The following is a 19379-nucleotide window of genomic DNA, read 5'->3' as shown; positions in this document are numbered from 1 at the left end:
CAGTCCCCAGTCCCCAGTCCCCAGTCCCCAGTCCCCAGTCCCCAGTCCCCATTCCCCAGTCCCCAGTCCCCAGTCCCCAGTCCCCAGTCCCCAGTCCCCAGTCCCCAGTCCCTTTTACAGATAAATTCAGGTATTGCTGAATAATAGGTTGTTAAAGTCTGCCAACAGTTACTAGAGTTAAGAAAGCGTCAAATTTAATAATAGGAAGACTAAAGAACGCTGTGCAGATAACATTCTTAGGGACGAGTTCCGGTGTACCCACGCGATCGCGCAATGTTTCAAGCATCGCCCTGAGATTACCACAAAGGGCGGAACTGTGGCTATTCGATTGTGGTGAAGGTACTCAGCATCAAATTTTGCGGAGTGAACTGAAAATCAGTCAGCTCTGTCGAATTTTTGTTACCCATATGCACGGCGACCACATCTTTGGTTTAACGGGACTATTAGCCAGTTGCGGCTTAGCTGGCAATGTACAACGAGTTGATATCTATGGCCCAACTGGGTTAAATGAATATATCCAAGCAGCTTCACGTTACTCTCACACACATTTTTCTTACCCCATCAAAGTTCATACTGTCCGTCCAGGGGTAATTTATGAAGACGATGAGTTTACGATTAGCTGCGGACTTTTACATCACCGGATCACAGCTTTTGGCTACCGCATCGCCGAAAAAGACCGTTCAGGACGCTTTGATGTAGAAAAAGCCAAAGTTTTACAAATTCCTCCTGGTCGCGTTTACGGTCAACTCAAGCGTGGTGAAACGGTAACGCTAAGTGATGGGCGAGTGATTAATGGCACTGACTTGTGTGGCCCTACAGAAATTGGTCGGAAGATTGCGTATTGTACAGACACTATTTATTGTGAAGGCGCAGTCGAATTGGCAAAAGATGCCGATGTGTTAATTCACGAAGCAACTTTTGCTCATCAAGATGCAGAGATGGCATTTCAGCGATTGCATTCTACAAGTACGATGGCAGCACAAACCGCTTTAGCAGCTGGGGCACATCGCTTGATTATGACTCATTTTAGCCCCCGCTATGCTCCTGGGAATGCTTTAGAGTTGAAGGATCTACTTCAAGAAGCCCGTGCTATTTTCCCCAATACAGACATGGCTTATGATTTCATGGTTTACGAAGTACCCAGGCGGCGAGAGGTTGAGCTAACTAAAGTAGGTGTTTAAAGGTATGTTGGTTTGCTGGCGGAATGGGGAACTTACACTGAACCAATTGAAGGAGTCGGCATTGCCGAATTCAGGTATAAAAATAATTTTGCTTGATTGACAAAACCTTCAGTATATTTCATCTTAGTGAGGAAAAAGCGATCGCTATAGGAGTATTAGCTGTCACTATTTCGTCTAATTTCTCGTTCAATAATTTCTTTGATCAACTCAGGGATTTCTTTGTTCAAACTAGCTGCTCGCTGTTTTAATCTTTCGTAAATCTCAACATTCTCTCTTTGCCAGATAAGATCTATTCTTCTGACTTGTCGCATCGCAATATGTGTGTAGCTTTCTGGATATGCCCAATAACACGACAAGCAAATAGACTTGTCCTTGATGCTGCCCCAATTTTCACAATGTTCGCATGACTAAGATTTAGCCCGATTAGCAGAACCACAAAGTAACATGAAGTTATCAGGCTCTAACTCTGGTTCCCCATCAACTTCAAAGGGAACACGATGATCAATCTGTAATTCTCGCTCATCAACCTCTTCTAAGTAAATAAAGCATTTACAACCATATCTTCTAATTAACTCATTTTTTATCTGCTTCGATAATCCTGTTCTACCGGATAACCTAGAAAACTTTACATTTGCAAGATTTCCAAATTTGTAAGCTGCTATTTTTCTCCCATCACTGCCCTTTACGCGAAAAGTTTCCAAAGGTATTCCGTGTTCTCTAACATCTCGTGCTGCTCTAGGAGGATGATTGTATCCGTATCTTTCCTTTAGTTCTTCTGTAGTTATGAAACCATATTGCAGAATATGGCTAATCACAGCTTTCGGTCTTTTAGCGGTCACTGATTGACAAAGCTTGATAAAATCATCGGGTAGATTTTGATAACTATCCATATCATTCCCAAAGAGCAAGCTGTTTGGGTACTCTGCAAATATAGCTTTCTATCTTAAAAACAGGTTCTTTAAGTAAACTGGGCGACAAATATAAAGATTCTACAGTCACTTCTTCTCTTCCCAATAATGTTGCTTGAGACGATCGTCCAACTTCAATTTCAATTCTCTTAAGTCCTAATTCTTCAGGTAGGTTATTGCCAAATATTTTATTGCCTCGTTTGCCATCATAACTAACTGCAAATCCTATTGCTTTTCGATTCAATTCTTCGAGAGCTAGAACAAAATCATTAACATTGATCCCAGAAACATACCTCGAATCCCTATCTCCAGATACACCTTGATAGGGTGGATCGATGTAAACAAAGTCATCACCTTGGACTTCAGCTAAAACATCTCTATAGTCTAAGCATGTAAATTTACACTTTCCCTTTAAAAGCTTGGAAACTCCGTCTATATTTTTCCTCATCTTTTCAGGTTGAGTTCCCTTTCGTCTTTTATCAGCACTTTGATTGAAGAGTCCATTAGAGTTATATCGAACCGCACCTTTTACACATCGAGCTAGTAAATATAAAAACAGTTTTGGCTCATTTGTTCTATTAAACTCTTCTCTAACTAGTAAATAGTGAGATATTGAATCCTCATGCTGGTCATTCCATATTTCTGCATATTGATCCGCTATATCACTTGGTTTTTCTATAATTAACTCCAGCAGTTTAACTAGTGGTTGATTCAAATCATTGAGCCAAAATTCTTGAGTAAGACCTTTAAAAGAGGCAGCAATACTAATTGCTGCGGTTCCAGCAAATGGTTCTACCAACCGCCCTACTTTATTAGGCAGAAACCCAAGAATGTTTGCAGCAAGGTTTCTCTTACTACCTTGATACTGAATTGGATGTGGAAGACTAGCCATCTTGAAGAGAGCATATATCTAGATAAGTCTACCACAAGACTTAGACTAAGTAATAAACGTAGATAAAACGATTATATATTACTAAGTACGCAGTTCTCAATGCGAACTTTTTGGTTGCTTTGTTCTATATCCCTATAGATAAATGCAACATTGTTACAATAATTGAGAAAATAATCATTAATAAAAATAATCATGATTAAATAGCTGTGAAATCCGATAAAGCTCAATTAATCTTACATCCCGTCCGGATGCGAATTATCCAGACACTTGCAGGCGATACACAGTTAACTGCTCAGCAGATGGCAGAAACTCTACAAGATGTTCCCCAAGCAACGCTATATCGACATCTCAATAAACTGGCACAGGCTGATATCGTTAAAGTCGTAGCAGAACATCCCATTAGAGGAACCGTGGAGAAGGTATATGCTCTGCTGGAGCAAACAGTTAACTTGGAAGCCGAAGATATAGCTATAGCTAATCGAGAAGAACACATGCGATACTTTACCACCTTTGTCGCTTCCCAGCTAAATGACTTTGCTCGCTATCTACAACGAGACAAAATTGACTTGTCAGCAGATGGAGTATTTTATACTCAAGTAGCGTTGTATCTGAGTGATGCAGAGTTTCAAGAACTGATGTCAGATATGATGGCGGTAATTTCTGCAAAGAAGGCAAACGAACCAACAAGCGATCGCCACCGTCGTTTAATCTCTACAATTACTATACCCACTGTTGAAATACCGCTCAATCCGCAGCAAAAATAATTACAGCCAATCCCTTACCTTTTAAGAAACATGGGTTTAGGGGTGTAAGAGTGTTTAGCATCTTTGATAGGAGAAGTCGAATATAGGGGTGTAGGAGAAGAAAAAGAGTTTATTTCATTCATAACGGGTGATGCGCCGCCCATTAGATGCTTTCAAGCAACGCCTAGAAACGTTGCTAGCGTTATTTATATCACACAACCAAGCATCAAGAACTAGCTTCCTATATCCGACGCCTGATATCCTTGACTCAATTTTTAAGAGAAATTTTGAATTGAAAAGCACTAACCTTAATTTAAAATCTAGAAGTACCCAGGCTAAATCTCAAGTTTTGGTCAGAGAATTTTCTACGTTCAGCAAATATGCAGCAGATCAGATTTACCAAATGTTCAATTTCTTAACTGTAGATTATCGGTAAACTTGGTGTATCAAAAATATTCAATTATTATGCTGAAAACATTTTTTCCATCTATTTTCTGGATGCCGATATATCGAAAAGGACATGAAAGACAAGGGTAGCATAGATCTTAGATATTTATTCCAGAAATAAATACCATTAATGATGAAATTTTTGTCAAGTTTTTGAGATTAAATAAATATTTTTTGAAAATTTACTATTCAAATGCTGATTAGGAATCTTTATGTATGAATCGATCAATATCAAAGAGCGAATTGGCATTAAATCTGATGTCACTTCAGTCTATCATTCTTGGAGGAAGAACAGGTGAATCTTTATCTAGGAATAACTGAGTATGTAATTGTATTCATAGATGCAAACAAGGTCATCTCAACAAAAGATTTCTTGCAACCTTCCCAACATAATGTATCAAAATTTAGAGGACTTTGATCATGGCTAACACTGGTCTTAATCAAGGGCAACTGGTTACAACCTCTGCACACAACACAGTTGATATTAAGCAACTATCTACTATTTTGCATCGTCGGCGCTTTGTGATCTTGGGCGTTTCCTGTGTAGCCATGTCAGTCGCCAGCTTTTTGGCTGTGATGGCTAAACCGACTTATCAAAGTTCTATGCAGATATTAGTAAGTTCCAATTTCTATGAAGAGGCAACGCCAAATAATATCTCTAAACAAGCCAACGGTGAGATTAGTAAACCCAATATTCCGAGTGTTGACTACACTGCTCAGCAAAAAATTATGCTGAGTTCTAGATTAATCCAAAAAGCTGTAGATTCGCTGCGTAAAAATTATCGAGAGATTACCTTAGAAGATATCAAAGGGCAAAAGGAAAAAAGCGAAAAATCACCTTTAGCAATAACGCCGATAGAAGAAGAACAAGGAATTGATCAGGCATCAAATCAAGTATTTGAAGTTACTTTCACTGGTAACGATCCAGTGAAAACACAACAAATACTGCAAGCTCTACAGCAAGTTTATCAAGATTATAATGTAGAGCAAAAAAAAGAGCGTTTAAATAAAGGAATGACTTTTGTTAACGCCCGGATTCCAGAAACTAGAAAAGAGGTAATAGCAGCTGAAAAAGATTTAGAAGAGTTTCGCAAAAAAAATAATTTAATTGATCCAGAAGCCCAAAGCAAAATTTTGCTAGAGTCTCTAGCCAATGTTCAAAAACAGCTACAAACTAACCGTGCTGAGCTACAAGATGTTCGCGCCCGCTCTAATAATTTAGAGCAAAAAATAGCGTCTGCATCACAAACTGAATCAGTTTCCTCACGTCTAAGTCAATCAAGCCGTTACCAAACACTATTGAGTGAGATTCAACAAACTGAATCAGCTCTAGCTAAAGAGCGCCTGCGATATAGAGAAGACTATCCAACAGTAGAAAAACTCAAGCAGCAACGCCAAACTCAACTAGCATTATTACAGCAAGAAGTAGAGCGATCGCTAAACGACAAAACTACTAAACAAGGTCAAACAGTAGTAGTTGATCCACAACTAGTTAATGAGTTGATTCTGACGCAAACAAAATCTCTGGGACTAGTTGCCAATGAAAAAAGCTTAGCAGAATCAGAGCAACGGCTGCGCTCTGAGCTAGACAAATATCCTAGCCTGATTGCAGAATATAACCGTTTGTTGCCAAAGGTGGAAACTAATCGTAAAACCCTTGACCAACTGCTGCAAATACAACAGTCATTGGGAATGAAAATTGCTCAAGGAGGCTTTGATTGGGAAGTACTAGAAGCACCGAGCTTAGGAACTCTTACAGGAGACAACAGATTATTATTTTTACTGGGAGGAACCCTAGCCGGGCCAATCTTAGGAATTGCAGCAGCCTTACTAGGAGAAATGCTCAGCGATGCGATCTATTCTGCTAGAGACTTACGCAGACTAACAAACGTTCGTGTATTAGGATCAGTACCAAAGCTAGCGCCGCGTGTCGCCAAAAAGCGCCTGCCAAGTCTACCTGCAAGGAGAAAACAAACATCAACTTCCTCAATAGTAGATGTCAGCATTAAATTGCCTGTCCACGAAACATTGGACATGATTTACCAAAACATTCAAATATTGAGATATCCCTTCCCCTTCAAATCTTTGATATTGACTTCTGCACTACCAAGGGAGGGAAAGACAACTTTGACGCTAGGGTTAGGAGCTAGTGCAGCGCGGATGCATGGACGGATATTAGTGATTGATGCGAACCTGCGGCATCCGACTCTACATCAAACTTTAGAACTCTCTAATGACTGGGGACTTTCTCTGTTATTGCTGGATGAGACAATTACCCACATTCAAAATTACATCCAGCCGATTCACCCTTCAATTGATGTTTTGACTGCCGGGCCGATGCCTGAAGACACAGTGAAACTTCTGAGTTCTCATCGGATGAAAGAACTAATTGAAATATTTGAAGAAACTTATGATCTAGTGCTGATAGATGCTCCACCAATTTTAGGTACAGTCGATGCCATAATCCTGGCATCCTTCTGCAATGGTGTTGTCATGGTAGAGCGTATGGGACAAGTAACTAAACATGAACTCACCCAAGCTACAGAAATTCTGAGTAAGTTGAATCTAATTGGAATTATTGCTAATGAGGTGAAATATTCGCCAAAAATGTACACATCATAGAGCAGGGGTAATTCGTAATTCGTAATTCGTAATGACGCTCGTACCGACGCTCGATGACTCGCTCTAAGCGAAGCTATGCCGCAGGCTTTACGCTACGCTATCGCTGCGAAGCGCGTAATTCGTAATTATTTATTTCTGAGTGGTTAGGATATAGTCAGATCCCCGATTTTTTGAAAAAGTCGGGGATCTAGCAACGTCAAAATTAATGAAATAGACCACTACTTAAGATTTACTTTAGACCTCTTGCAAAAGTCGGATACTCGCCAGAAAATTTATTTTCTGGCTGATAACTCAATTCGGTTTCAACCGACTAATAACAGTATTTTTAGTCCATTTCAACGGACTTTTGCTATTAGGCAGAGACTTGAGTCTCTGACGGTTAAAGTATTTTTGCAAGAAGTCTTTTGTAAATGGTCTTTTACTTATAATTCTTCGCACTGCTAATTGGCTTTTGAGATGCTGAGATCTTCTTTTTGCCTTGAGGAGAACTAGCCGATAAACTGCGGAAATATAGTCCGCCAACGGTGAATAAAAACACTACATAGCCCACTGCTTGCACGATATAAAGATGTTCTCTGTAGCCAAACAGAGATTTGAAAATAATACCAGGAAACTTTTCGTCAGGCAAAATTTGAGAAGTATTCCAAACCATCGGCCCTAAAATACAGGAATGAACTCTGGTAAAGCGTTCGTAATAGAAACAAAGGCTTTGTGAGGCACGACTGCTAAGAGCAACACTAGCAATAGCTTCATCAAAACGTTGTAGGGCTGTCACTACTAAACCAGCAACAATTAACACTAATAAAATACCCATTGCTTGAAAAAACAAGCGGATATTAATTTTGACACCCCATTTAAACAAGAGTACGCCGATGATTACAGCCACTGTTAGTCCAGCAAAAGCACCAAAAGTTGGTATTAATCCCTGTTGAAAACTACCAGCTATAAATAAAACGGTTTCAAAACCTTCACGCACAACAGCAATAAAAACTAAACTAAAAATACCCCATCCTGCATAAGCTTTTTGTGATAAAGCACTAGTAACAGCTCCTTCAACTTGCGCTTTCATAAATTTGGCTTGAGTTGTCATCCAAATTAACATCCAGCTGAGCATGGCGATCGCCAACACACTAAATGCACCTTCTAATGCTGGTTCAATCACTCCTATGTATTGTGGATAAGCTTTTCCTAATGCTTGAGTCACCCAGCCAAACAACACGCCAATAATCGCGCTGGCAATAATGCCAACAACAACACCTGCATATACCCAAGAATTGAGTCGAGATTGTTTAGCTTTTTTTAGCAAAGCTAGTACAATGCCAACAACAAGGGCAGCCTCCACTCCTTCTCGGAGTGTAATCACAAAAGTAGGTATAGCGGTACTAAAATCCATTGTTTGTCCTTTTTCATTTGTCCTTTGTCATGAGTCATTAGTCAGTTATTGCTGACTAATGACTCATGACTAATAACTATTAACTAAAATCTCGTAACATTTTTTTCAGTTCGAGATTGTGCATCTCTTCTTGTCCAATCATGCTGCGGGCAAATTCCTCTAGATAAATGCTGGCATTAGTAACTGTTTCTAGAAGACTTTTATACAGCTCTAATGCTTTTTTCTCATGAGATAAACTTTCTGCCAAGATATCCTTGACTGAATGTTTATAGGTTTCTTCCATGGGAGCAACTTTTAAAGAGGGATGCCCTTCTAAGCCTGTGAGAATTTCTCCGACTTGTTGGGCATGAAGTAGAGATTCACTCGCTTGCGCCTTGAAAAAAGCCACAATGGGAATACGATTAGGGCCAGTCACCATTAGGGAATAATGTGTGTAACGTACTACCCCTGCTAATTCAAATTCCATAATGGCGTTTAGCAGGTCAATAGTTTTGTTTTGATCAAGCTCTTGCATCAGTTATTAACTCAAGTTACAAATGGAGCGCGATGAGTAATTTAGTTAGAAGTTACACTTTGTCTAAGTATTAAAAACCTACACTATCCTCACTGATAACTTCTAACTAATTCTTTAATTCTCACTCATTTTAAACTCCTAACTCTATAAGTTTAGGATTTTATTGTTTTGCTTGAGTATTGGTTTTTGCGATAACTTTTTGAGAGTTTTCCTCAATGGTTTTCACTAGCTTGGTAACTTCTTCAGGAGTCTTAACTAGCTTAGCTGGGGGAATGGCTGCGGGCCAAACTTTGATTAGTTCAGCCATACTAGTCTCGATCGCTTTATGTGCTTCGGGATTATCTTTGCTGACTTGGCTAGAAACACCCTTGTATAAATCATTGGCGTAGATCACAAAGCCGCGAGAGTCTTGATATTCAATTGCTGCGGCTACTTTACCGTCTGCGATCGCTGCACCATATTCTGAGTTGGCTGCATCTAGTAACCCATTAATAACCTGTAGCACAAATCCCGGCTTGGAGCGTTGATCTTCTGGCAAGGCGGCGATCGCACCATCTACAGCTTGCACTGAAGCGGTAAAATCAGTTTTCACTTTGGCATCTTTGGGATTGGATTTCACCAAATCTTGTAAACTCACTAAACTTGTCTTAAATTCTTTTACTTTGCGTTCGGTAAGTTGCTCTTCGACATCAACATAAATCTCCTCAACTGGATGCCCAATATGAGGTTCAGCTTGTTTTGGCTGATTTTGATCTAGTAGTTCTTGTGCTACAAAAAGATGTCCTTTCATTAACCCCAATTTGGTCATGTAGTCAACATCTTTAGCTTCACCAGTGAGGACTATTTCTTCAATAGTCACCTGATCTTTAATTTGGTCAAACTGTTCTTGAGTAATTACTTTTTTGGCAACTAAATCTTCCGGTTTGGCATAGGGACGACTCGCTTGAATTTTGTTTGATAAAGCCGGGATACCTAACTTGGCTTCAAACTTATCCAACTCTGACAAGATAGCTGTATTGATGTTAATCTTCTTACCACCATGACCGCTGTGATTGTTTTGACTAACCGCCTCTGTAGCTTGAGGTGTAGAGTTAACTGCTGGTGCAGCTGGATTTTCTGCGGTTGGTGTACTGTTACAGGCACTCAGCGTTACTATTGCCGCAGTTGCAACAGTTAAACAAATATAGCGAAATTTTATCATCTTCACTCCTACGAGGTACTTAAATGGTAGTAATTGAAACATTTCAAATTACTTGCAGTAGTTAAGTTTTACTTAATGTCGTAGATTTTACTTTTGCATATAATGACACTTTTTATCAACTAATTTCTTAACTATTAACCAGAATTTAATAATTTTTTTCTATAGGCTGTCATTGGTCATGGGTCATTTGTCCTTCGTAATCACAATTTCCGATTACATGAGGTACCTTAGACCAATTCGTAATTCGTAATTCGTAGTTCGTAATTCGTAATTCGTAATTCGTAATGACGCGACGCTCCTGTGTCGCTATCGCTGACGCTCGTACCGACGCTTGATAACTCGCTCTAAGCGAAGCTATGCCGCAGGCTTTACGCTACGCTATCGCTAACGCTAACGTAGTTCGTAATTAAGAAACTCTTATTTAGTATGGGTTTCGGAGTTTGAATATGTAGCCTAATTTTAGAGAATTGGTATTAGACCTCTTGCATAAATCTTTTTTTACCTGGCTACGCCCCGCTTCGCTATATTTTGTGGCTGCCACGAAAGATATATCAGTTTGCTTAACACTGGAGAGTTTGCACACAGCTACCTGAACTATTGCTTGTAATTGAAAACAGCTACAGATAGAGATACAAAATTGTTAGCTTTTCCTGAAAAATTTGAAGGTTCTTCAATATCTGTTATGCCAAACTATTAATTACAACCCAAAGTTTGGTGGGGTGCGTTAGAACTGACACTACTACAGATTGAATATTTTTGTCTGGCGTTTGAGGAATGTAGACGCCCGGAGGGCGGCTTACCGCAGGGTAAACCAACATGGATCTCGGTGTTGGGTTTCGCTTTGCTTAACTCAACCTACAGCTATTACACCATTTGAGCCTTGACACGCCACTACTCTCGATTAAGTTCACAGACACAGTTGCCTGATTCTTGCCTGGAGACAGTTCTATGACGAGTACCACTCAAAAACTCACCTTTGAAGAGTACCTTACCTACAATGATGGCACAGACACCCGCTATGAACTGGTCGATGGAGAAATGATAGCCATGAGTTTAGGAACTGGCCAACATGGGGCAATCATCCGCTTTGTTGCACGGCAGTTTGAGAATGCACTGGCACAATCCCAGCAACCTTGGGTAGCACTTCCCGCACTCGTCGGTGTCCGCTCTCCGCGTGGGCGAAATTGGGATACCTGCCGCATTCCGGATGTCACCGTTCTCACGGTTACTCAATGGGAAGCTATGAGCGATCGCGAAGCCGTAATTAATCTCAATGAACCGCCTCCGATTCTAGTTGTTGAAGTTGTTAGTCGCTCCACCAAAGCTGAGGACTACCGCTCAAAGCGGGCTGAGTATGGGCTGCTAGAAATCCCGGAATATTGGATCGTTGACCCCCTAGAAGGAAAAATCACCCTCTGCATCCTGGAGCATCAGTTTTACGACTCCACTGAATTTCGAGCAAATGAAGCGCTCCAATCTCCCACCTTTCCAAATCTCAATCTCACAGCCGCTCAAATTCTGGCAGGTAAACTCTAAAGCGTGAAAGCTTACTGAGGGATAACCGCTCCCATGCTCCCATTGAAGTGAGAAATAAATGTCTAGACTTGTCTAGGGTGTTTATAGAGCAGTTCATCTACCTGAAGGTTGTAGACAGTTTAAAATTTACCTGCTAAATCGTAGTTAAGAGATTTATTTGTAAAAGCCTGAGACTTAGTGAGTAAAAGTTCTGCGATCGCCCCTGCAATCGGTAAGCCCGGACAGCGTTCTAGCCAGAAAAACTCACCCACTGGGTTGACCTCAAGGAATATATAGCGATCATCTGGTGTCACAATAATATCTATGGCCCCGTAGTTCAAACCAAAGTGAGCCATGAGTTTAAGTAGTTTTTCTTCGACATCTTGGGGTAATTGGTAGGGTTTCCAAGCGTCGAGTAAAGCAATTCCTTGGCGTCGCCAGTCGTGATGCGCCTTTTGCAAAGCTTGCGAATCAACCGCCGCCGTGAAAATACGTTTGCCGACAATTGTTGTACGTAACTCTAATGCTTTGGGAACTTTCTCTTGAAAAGTCATCGGACAGTAACGCAAGCCATCGAGGTTGTTAAGATCTTCGGGTGTAACTGGGTTTGTGAAGACTACTTGTTCTTGTCCTTGCTTGTCATAGATAGCAAAGGAAGAAAGCATTTTTGTGACTATGCCATGTTCACATTCTTGGGCAAACTGCTTAACGGCAACGGGATTATTAGTGGTCAAAGTTAGGGGTGTATCTAAACCTATTTCCCGTGCTACTTGGAGTTGCAGTTGCTTATTCTCTGCTAAGCGGATGCTGGGTAAAGAATCGAGATGAAATCCCCGGATGCTGGTAATCATTCCTTGAATGGTAACGCGAGACTCTTGCATGGAAGCTTGTCGCATTTGCTTATCCATCGTTTGGGGAATTTTTGCCCCGATCGCAATCCGACGATACCAAACTGAGGATACCTCATTCAAATCTAACTTTTGCTCACCATCAACCAAAATCAATCGCTCAGAATTTTTACCATAGTAGACATCTAACTGCACTTCGGTGGGAAATCGATCTGTATCAAAACGAAATGCTTTTCCGCCTTGTTCGGCAATTGCTTGAGCAACTAAAGCAATGCTTTCGTTATCTTCACTATGAGTAATAATTAAAACTGTCATGAGATATCCCTGAAAATAGTGTATGGTTTAGTACTTATACCAATTCTCTAAAATTCGGCAACAAATTCAAACTCGGAAACTCAGATAAAATCTGATTTTCTTAATTACGAATTACGAGTTAGTTAAAAGAGCATCTGCGATCGCTTCTGAGATGGGATAATTTAAATCTCTCTCCAGCATTCCCCACTCGCCTGTAGGGTTAATTTCCAAAAACACGTATTCCCCTGATGGTGTTTGGATAAAGTCAAATGCACCAAAGGTTAAGCCAACTTTGGTCATGAAAATATGCAAATGCTGGGCTAAATCTTCGGGTAATTCATGGGTTTGCCAGACACAATCTTCTTGGTTAGCGCGTCGCCAATCTTGGGTAGTTCCTGCATAACGAGACGCATCTAATGCTCCCACAAATAGTTTGCCATTGACAAAAATTACCCGTAATTCCCGCTGTTTAGGAATCTGTTCTTGAAAAACCATCGGACAATAGCGTAAAGTTTGAGCATTTAGTAAGTCTTCTTCCTTAACAGAACTGGTATATAAGAAGAAAGAAGAACCTTCCATACCAGAGGAAAGAGGAGCTAATAGCTTGGCGATCATTTTTCCATTCACATCATGAAAAAACTCGCGTGCTGCTTCTGGGTTATTGGTAACGAGAGTCCGGGGAATTACTAGCCCAACTTCACGTGCTACTCGTAATTGATGTAGCTTATTCTCGGTGGCGTTGATGTGCTGTAAATCATCCACCCAACGAGCTGTTTTGAGACTATCCCAGAAACCATCCAGAGTTGTCATGGATTCGCGGATGCAGGCTTGTTGGTATTGTGGAGCCAAATCTTTACCTAGTTGTGGTTGCCAAATGCGACGCATCCAAACTGATTGGACTTGTTCTGTACTGATAGAGCGATCGCCATATTGCAGTGTATGATGACTGCCAGAGTTGTCAAGATGGGCTTGTAGTTGGACTGCGATCGGAAATTGATCGGTGTCGAGGCGAAACGGTTGTACACCCCGTTTCAATAGAGCATCTATTACTCTGTCTATTGTAAAGTAATCACCACTGTGGGTGAGCAATAAAACTACATCACGAGGAAGAGACATAATTCGTAATTCGTAATTCGTAATTCGTAATTAAAACATGGTGCAAAAGCTTGATAAAAGTAGTTTACAATCCGTGATCCTGCGTTTTTTAACAATACATATTTTCCTAATTTGATATTACTTTGAATTCAAAGCAAAGCGATGTGGCTATTTATTTTAGTCAAGCCTCGACTTTGCTCAGGCTTCGACTTGAGTAGAAGACTCATTATTGTCTTTATCATTAACTTTAGGAGCTAAAAGGTATTTTTTGGCGAGAACTGGATCAGAGAGATTATATGTTATTCCTACAGCACTATCCTCAGTTTGAGAGGAGTGCTTTCGGATCAAAAATTTAGCCCTGCCTGCAATTGCTGCCAACTCATCTGGAAACAGGTCGTCAGATGAATTCAAATCTCGCACATTAATCCTAGACATAGATTTTCTCCTTTGGCTAATTTGATGTTAGTTTGTATTATCAACTAAGCCAATTAAACACCCATCCTACTTGAGTTTGTAGCCAATTTGGCGTTTATTTGGATGGGTGCAAAGAAGAAAGCGAGGATAATAATCAGTGATGATTGGCTGTTATTTGAGCTTTACTCAATCTTATAAACGTGATCGTCACCATCTGATGGATATTTTTGAGTAACGAACTCATCACTATCAGATGGATATTTTTTAGTAACACCACCGTCTTCATTATCAGATGGGTATTTCAGAGTTGTAACTTTACAACCGCCTACAACTGAATTGACTTCCTCTTGAGACATGTCTTCACAAGATTGTCCCTCTAGAAAGCGGGCAAAGAAAGGTACTGCTTGTGAATCTAAATTTCCTACTTTGATATTAGACATAGATTTGTTCTTTGGTTAGGTGAACACAAAATGGTAGCGTTGCTGAATCAAGATATGAATTGTGTTGTTAACAATTCACCGCAAAATTCAACAACACAAAATTAGAAATCTTGCAAAAGGTACTTTTGTACTTTGATCAGCGAAGATTAAACTTGAAAGATAATAGATAAATTATTTTTATTAACTTTCTTTTCTTCAGCTACTTTTGCAAGAAGTCTATTTATACCAACTTGTTAGTATAAATATAACTTTTATAACCATAGCTAATATGCTTTTATTTATCGCCAAACAACAGTTTTTCGGGACAAAACTAATACAATTTTGTCTCTAGCAAAATACAGGTAATACCAATTCAAAATTCACGCCTGATGTGAATTAAAAGCTTTAATCTGGTATGGTGCGTTATGGATGAAAGTCCTAACGCACCGAAGATCTCGGACGGTGCGTTGCTATAAGGCATAATACACCCTACTTTTGCAGCGTCTTTGCTAAAGTATCTGTTACGAATTATGAATTAAAATTGCTGTGACTATTAGAGGTTGTTTAAAAAGTTTTGGGCGAATATAATTCGCTACTACACAAGCGAAGTCCACCTCCTTTGGAAAACACGGAAAATCGAGTTATTGAAACCCACGGAGGTGGGTTTTGTCTGTATAGTTGCGATTTCTAATCGCCGGGGTTAGTATTAATTTAGACTTTTCAAACAACCTCTTAGCTCGACTTTATCCAAATCAAAGAATGTAATCCTTCTTATCTGGCAGAAGTTCTGGCTTTGTGGCAAAAACCTTTCCCTACATCACTAGTTTTGATGAAATCTGAAAAGTCAGGAGCTAGACGCCATAAAGGTTTTAGCATATGCGATCGCGTTGCTGGAAAATGGATAAAGTCGAGCTTACTTACAATGAAAATTATAGAGACATAATTGTTAGAGTTATGTCTTAAAAAGCTGTAAATTGCCGTCCGCCCAAGCAAGACATAACTGGCGGAAATGATCTCCCCGTACCTCGAAATTTGGGTATTGATCGAAACTCGCGCAGGCTGGAGATAGCAGTACTACAGACGCTTGATATTGTTTGGCTAATTCTGCTGATCTAGGAATTGCTTTTTCCATTGTTTCTAGGATTTCGTAGTTAGAATACCCCTCTTGTTGGAGACGTTGAGCAAATGCGGGTGCAGCATTGCCAATCAATAATACAGCAGCAGCTTTGACTTGAATTTTCTCTATCCAAGCAGTATCGTCTCCGGCTTTGGCTTCTCCGCCAGCTATCAAGATGACTGGACTTTTAACGGATGCTAAGCCAACTTGGGCAGCATCGTAGTTAGTAGCTTTGCTGTCGTTAATGAAGTCAATACCTTTCCAATTGCAGATATGTTCTAAACGATGGGCAACACCAGGAAATTCGCTAATCCCGCGCCTAATGGCTTCGCTACTAATTCCCGCTAACCGCGCTGCCGCTACTGCCATCAATAAGTTTTGCTGATTATGTTTTCCTACCATCCGCAAAGCAGACACTTCTACAATGGGCACTGGTGCGGAAGTTGCAGTCAGTTTTTCTACAACCCAGCCAACTGCTATAAAAAAACCTTTTTCGCCAATTAAGAAATCTTTGCCTTTGACACTTGTCCAATAAGCATTAGGCCAATGACTCAGACCAACTTTACTTAAGTAGGCGTCATCACCATTTAACACTTGTAGATGAGACTGACGCAACAGTTTCGCTTTGATGTCATAGTAGTTATCTAAAGTTTTATGGCGACTGAGATGATCTGGTGTAAAAGTCGTCCAAATGCCGATACGAGGGGCGATCGTGTTGGATGATTCTACTTGATAACTGCTGATTTCTGCTATTACCCAGTCGAGTGGGGGGGGTGGGGGGGATGAGGGGGATGAGGGGGATGAGGAAGTAATTTCTTTCCCAGTCCCCAGTCCCCAATCCCCAGTCCCCAATCCCCAGTCCCCAATCCCCAATCCCCAGTCCCCAGTCCCCAATCCCCAGTCCCCAGTCCCCAATCCCCCATGAGATAAAGCGACTTCACAGGCGGCGTAGCCGATGTTACCGCAGGCGGGTGCATTTAATCCTGCTGCTTGAAAGATGGCAGCTATTAAGGCTGTGGTAGTAGTTTTGCCATTGGTGCCGGTAATTCCTACCCAAGGGGTAGATTGTAAATGCCGCCAAGCGAGTTCCATTTCGCCAATGGTTTCAATCCCTAATTCTCGCGCTTTGACTAATAAAGGAATATCCCACGGTACGCCAGGACTAACGATTATTAATTTGGGTAAATTATCATCATTCAAATCTAGGGAATAGCCTAGCTTAACGGTTATTTGCTCGTTAGCGAGTTCTTGTTGTTGCTGGAGGAGGGTTTCGGAGGTGTTGCGATCGCTCAGATCCACCTCCCAACCTTCCTGTCTCAACAATCTCGCCGCAGCAACACCGGACTTTCCCAATCCAATCACATGAGCTTTGGACATAGACTGTAGCAGAGGCCCTGGTTAAGCACTCCCTATACTAACGCTTATTGGCAAAAATTACACAAGTTTTTGTTGATTTACGCTACAGATTTTTGACGATCGCCCCAAAATCAGCTAAAACTCGCGCATGATTACGAATTAATCCTAGTAGGTGTAAGCGATTTTGCTTGATTTGCGGATCTGCATCCATGACTAAAACACTATCTGGGCCATCAAAAAAGTTACTAACAGTAGGGGCAATTTTAGTTAGTGCTGCTACTAACAGTTGATAGTTACGTGTCTTTTGTGCTGCTTGAGTTTCTGGCTCTAAGTCAACTAAAGCGCTATATAATGCACCTTCGGATGGTTTTTGAAATAATTCTGGATTGACTACGGCTGTTGGTTCTAGCTGTTTTGTATCTAAGTTACCTTGAGTGGCTAGTCTTGTGGAACGGTTGACGGTTTCGTAGATGTTGTCTAGGGTGCTGTCGTTGCGGATTTGTTGCAGGTAGAGGGCGCGATCGCGTACATCTAACAAGTCTGCTAATGCCCGTTGTGTGTACTCTGGATCGTTTTCTCCCAAAACTGCATTTACCAAGTCGTAATCTATTTGTTTTTCTTCTTGCAGTAAGGTACGAATACGTTGTAAGAAAAATTCTTGTAACGCAGCAATTAATTGTGTTTTATCTTTGTCATTGTGTGCTATTACAAAATCTGTTGCTATTTGCGCTAACAAATTCTCTAAATTGAGCGGCAGATTCGCAGACCATGTAATATTAATTATTGCATTGGCAGCTCGTCGCAAAGCAAAAGGATCAGAAGAGCCTGTAGGTAACATCCCTAATCCAAATATACTTACCAATGTATCTAATCTATCGGCTATACCAACGATTTGACCTGTGAGAGTTTCCGGTAAGATGTCATCGGCTCCCTTTGGTAAGTAATGCTCAAAAATTGCTGTGGCTACTTCTGCATCTTCGTTACTAGCTAATGCATACTTTTGTCCCATAATTCCTTGCAATTCTGGGAATTCAAAGACCATTTGAGTAACTAAATCTGCTTTGCAGAGTAAAGCTGCTCGTTGAATTTTATGGCGTTGATTTGCTTCTAATTGCAATTGCGCGGTAATTTGCTCAGCAATCTTACCAATTCTTTCGACTTTGGCACGCAAAGAACCTAAATCTTCTTGGAATGTGACTGTTTCTAACTGTGGTAAAAAACTTTCTAAAGGCTTGGCAACATCTGCTTCATAGAAAAATCGGCCATCTGCTAACCGGGCCCGAATCACTCTTTCATTACCCAGAGCGATGATATCTGATTTGGCTGCATCGCCATTAGAAATAGTGATGAAATAGGGTAGCAATTCTTTAGCATCGGCGGCTTTAAAAACTGGAAAATATCGTTGATGACTTACCATCACTGTGGTAATTACTTCAGTTGGTAAGTTCAAGAATTCTGCTTCAAATCTCCCGATGACTGGTGAAGGCCATTCTACAAGATTGGTAACTTCTTCTAATAGATGAGGATAGATTTGTGCATATCCATTTAAAGTTTGCACAGATGATTTTACCTGCTCTTGAATCATCTGGGCACGTTGATCGGCGTTAACCATAACGTAAGCATCGCTGAGGATGGTGACATAATCGGTTGCGTGGCTAATTGTCACAGGTTCTGGATGCAAGACGCGATGACCTTGAGAAATGCGATCGCTATAAATCGTTTCTGAGCCATTGACTAATTCTATCGGCAGTACTGCATCATCTAACAAAGCTACCAACCAGCGAATTGGGCGAGAAAATTTCACATCCCCATCACTCCAACGCATCAACCGCTTACCCTCTAAGCCTAAAATCCACTGGGGGACAAGTTCTGTTAAAATCTCGGCTACAGGACGACCAGCTATTTTTTTGCGAACGAAGACAAACTCTCCTTTATCGGTGGGGCGAACTTCTAAAGCGTCGAGTTCTACACCTTGCTTTTTCGCAAAGCCTACAGCGGCTGGTGTTGGTTTACCATCTTTAAAGGCTGCTTGCGCGGGAGGGCCTTTGACTTCTTCTTCTCTGTCTGATTGCTGAGAAGGCAAATTTTTGATTAGTATTGCCAGACGCCGAGGAGTGCCGTAGACTTCTATACTATCGCTGCTGAGACTGTTCGCTTCCAAGCTTTGGGGAATACGCGATCGCCACTGTACCAAAGCAGCACTGAGAAAGCTTGCAGGTAGTTCTTCTGTACCAACTTCTAATAAAAATGTAGACATAGGAAACTGTCGTTAACTTTGCGTAGCTTAACTTTATCAATCAATTCCAACAGTTTACCTTGCCCTCAAGGGATTGGGGATTGGGGATTGGGGATTGGGGATTGGGGATTGGGGATTGGGGACTGGGGATTGGGGATTGGGGACTGGGGATTGGGGACTGGGG

The 19379-nt window shown here is 40.9% G+C and carries 17 protein-coding genes; 5 read left to right on the top strand and 12 right to left on the bottom strand.

The genetic code is table 11. From position 1 onward, the window contains the following. Positions 1-221: 221 nt before the first annotated feature. Positions 222-1181 carry a ribonuclease Z gene (locus tag AC5JMF_RS19980; protein WP_495797468.1) on the top strand — a complete coding sequence of 320 codons (960 nt, stop codon included), beginning with the start codon at positions 222-224 and terminating at the stop codon, positions 1179-1181. Positions 1182-1336: 155 nt separating this feature from the next. Here the strand turns inward: AC5JMF_RS19980 and AC5JMF_RS19975 are convergent, their stop codons facing one another. The 3 genes from AC5JMF_RS19975 to AC5JMF_RS19965 all read right to left on the bottom strand — a co-directional run bounded on the left by AC5JMF_RS19975 (position 1337) and on the right by AC5JMF_RS19965 (position 2981). Further along, on the bottom strand, positions 1337-1492 hold the full coding sequence (locus tag AC5JMF_RS19975) for a hypothetical protein (RefSeq protein ID WP_495797467.1): 156 nt from the start codon (positions 1490-1492) through the stop codon (positions 1337-1339). A 96-nt stretch (positions 1493-1588) separates the two neighbouring features. Beyond that, positions 1589-2071, bottom strand: a complete 483-nt coding sequence (locus tag AC5JMF_RS19970) for a hypothetical protein (RefSeq protein ID WP_495797466.1) — start codon at positions 2069-2071, stop codon at positions 1589-1591. Position 2072: 1 nt separating this feature from the next. Next, positions 2073-2981, bottom strand: a complete 909-nt coding sequence (locus AC5JMF_RS19965; protein ID WP_495797465.1) for a Dam family site-specific DNA-(adenine-N6)-methyltransferase — start codon at positions 2979-2981, stop codon at positions 2073-2075. Between the two features lie 206 nt (positions 2982-3187). Here AC5JMF_RS19965 and AC5JMF_RS19960 point away from each other — a divergent pair, with 206 nt between their 5' ends. The 3 genes from AC5JMF_RS19960 to AC5JMF_RS19950 all read left to right on the top strand — a co-directional run bounded on the left by AC5JMF_RS19960 (position 3188) and on the right by AC5JMF_RS19950 (position 7237). Further along, on the top strand, positions 3188-3745 hold the full coding sequence (locus AC5JMF_RS19960; RefSeq protein WP_495797464.1) for a helix-turn-helix domain-containing protein: 558 nt from the start codon (positions 3188-3190) through the stop codon (positions 3743-3745). A gap of 846 nt (positions 3746-4591) precedes the next feature. Continuing rightward, on the top strand, positions 4592-6793 hold the full coding sequence (locus AC5JMF_RS19955; protein ID WP_495797463.1) for a GumC family protein: 2202 nt from the start codon (positions 4592-4594) through the stop codon (positions 6791-6793). Positions 6794-7036: 243 nt separating this feature from the next. Continuing rightward, entirely contained in the window at positions 7037-7237 is a 201-nt protein-coding gene (locus AC5JMF_RS19950) for a hypothetical protein (RefSeq protein WP_495797462.1), read from the top strand. Here the strand turns inward: AC5JMF_RS19950 and AC5JMF_RS19945 are convergent. From AC5JMF_RS19945 to AC5JMF_RS19935, 3 genes are all read right to left on the bottom strand, one after another. Then, entirely contained in the window at positions 7212-8186 is a 975-nt protein-coding gene (locus tag AC5JMF_RS19945; RefSeq protein ID WP_495797461.1) for an FTR1 family iron permease, read from the bottom strand. The genes AC5JMF_RS19950 and AC5JMF_RS19945 overlap by 26 nt on opposite strands. A gap of 79 nt (positions 8187-8265) precedes the next feature. Further along, the gene (locus AC5JMF_RS19940; RefSeq protein WP_495797460.1) at positions 8266-8700 is read right to left on the bottom strand and encodes a ferritin-like domain-containing protein; all 435 of its coding nucleotides are present in this window, start codon (positions 8698-8700) and stop codon (positions 8266-8268) included. Between the two features lie 160 nt (positions 8701-8860). Then, positions 8861-9901 carry a ComEA family DNA-binding protein gene (locus AC5JMF_RS19935; RefSeq protein WP_495797459.1) on the bottom strand — a complete coding sequence of 347 codons (1041 nt, stop codon included), beginning with the start codon at positions 9899-9901 and terminating at the stop codon, positions 8861-8863. Between the two features lie 948 nt (positions 9902-10849). Between AC5JMF_RS19935 and AC5JMF_RS19930 the strand changes: the two genes are divergently transcribed. Further along, positions 10850-11437, top strand: a complete 588-nt coding sequence (locus tag AC5JMF_RS19930; protein WP_495797458.1) for a Uma2 family endonuclease — start codon at positions 10850-10852, stop codon at positions 11435-11437. Between the two features lie 119 nt (positions 11438-11556). Here the strand turns inward: AC5JMF_RS19930 and AC5JMF_RS19925 are convergent, their stop codons facing one another. The 6 genes from AC5JMF_RS19925 to glyS form a co-directional block, all read right to left on the bottom strand. Continuing rightward, positions 11557-12579, bottom strand: a complete 1023-nt coding sequence (locus AC5JMF_RS19925) for an MvdD family ATP-grasp ribosomal peptide maturase (RefSeq protein WP_495797457.1) — start codon at positions 12577-12579, stop codon at positions 11557-11559. A gap of 111 nt (positions 12580-12690) precedes the next feature. Next, positions 12691-13674, bottom strand: a complete 984-nt coding sequence (locus AC5JMF_RS19920; RefSeq protein ID WP_495797456.1) for an MvdC family ATP-grasp ribosomal peptide maturase — start codon at positions 13672-13674, stop codon at positions 12691-12693. Between the two features lie 177 nt (positions 13675-13851). Continuing rightward, entirely contained in the window at positions 13852-14088 is a 237-nt protein-coding gene (locus tag AC5JMF_RS19915; RefSeq protein ID WP_495797455.1) for a hypothetical protein, read from the bottom strand. 161 nt (positions 14089-14249) lie between these two features. After that, positions 14250-14507 (bottom strand): microviridin/marinostatin family tricyclic proteinase inhibitor, encoded by a 258-nt coding sequence (locus AC5JMF_RS19910; protein ID WP_495797454.1) that lies wholly within the window; start codon positions 14505-14507, stop codon positions 14250-14252. Positions 14508-15438: 931 nt separating this feature from the next. Next, complete coding sequence (murD, locus tag AC5JMF_RS19905; RefSeq protein WP_495797453.1) at positions 15439-16980, bottom strand: UDP-N-acetylmuramoyl-L-alanine--D-glutamate ligase; 1542 nt, start codon at positions 16978-16980, stop codon at positions 15439-15441. Between the two features lie 82 nt (positions 16981-17062). After that, on the bottom strand, positions 17063-19216 hold the full coding sequence (gene glyS, locus AC5JMF_RS19900; protein WP_495797452.1) for a glycine--tRNA ligase subunit beta: 2154 nt from the start codon (positions 19214-19216) through the stop codon (positions 17063-17065). Between the last annotated feature and the right edge of the window lie 163 nt (positions 19217-19379).

The sequence above is a fragment of the Desmonostoc vinosum genome (assembly GCF_059505385.1).
Note: the sequence above shows the minus strand (reverse complement) of the source record. Positions and strands in the feature narration are given on the sequence as shown.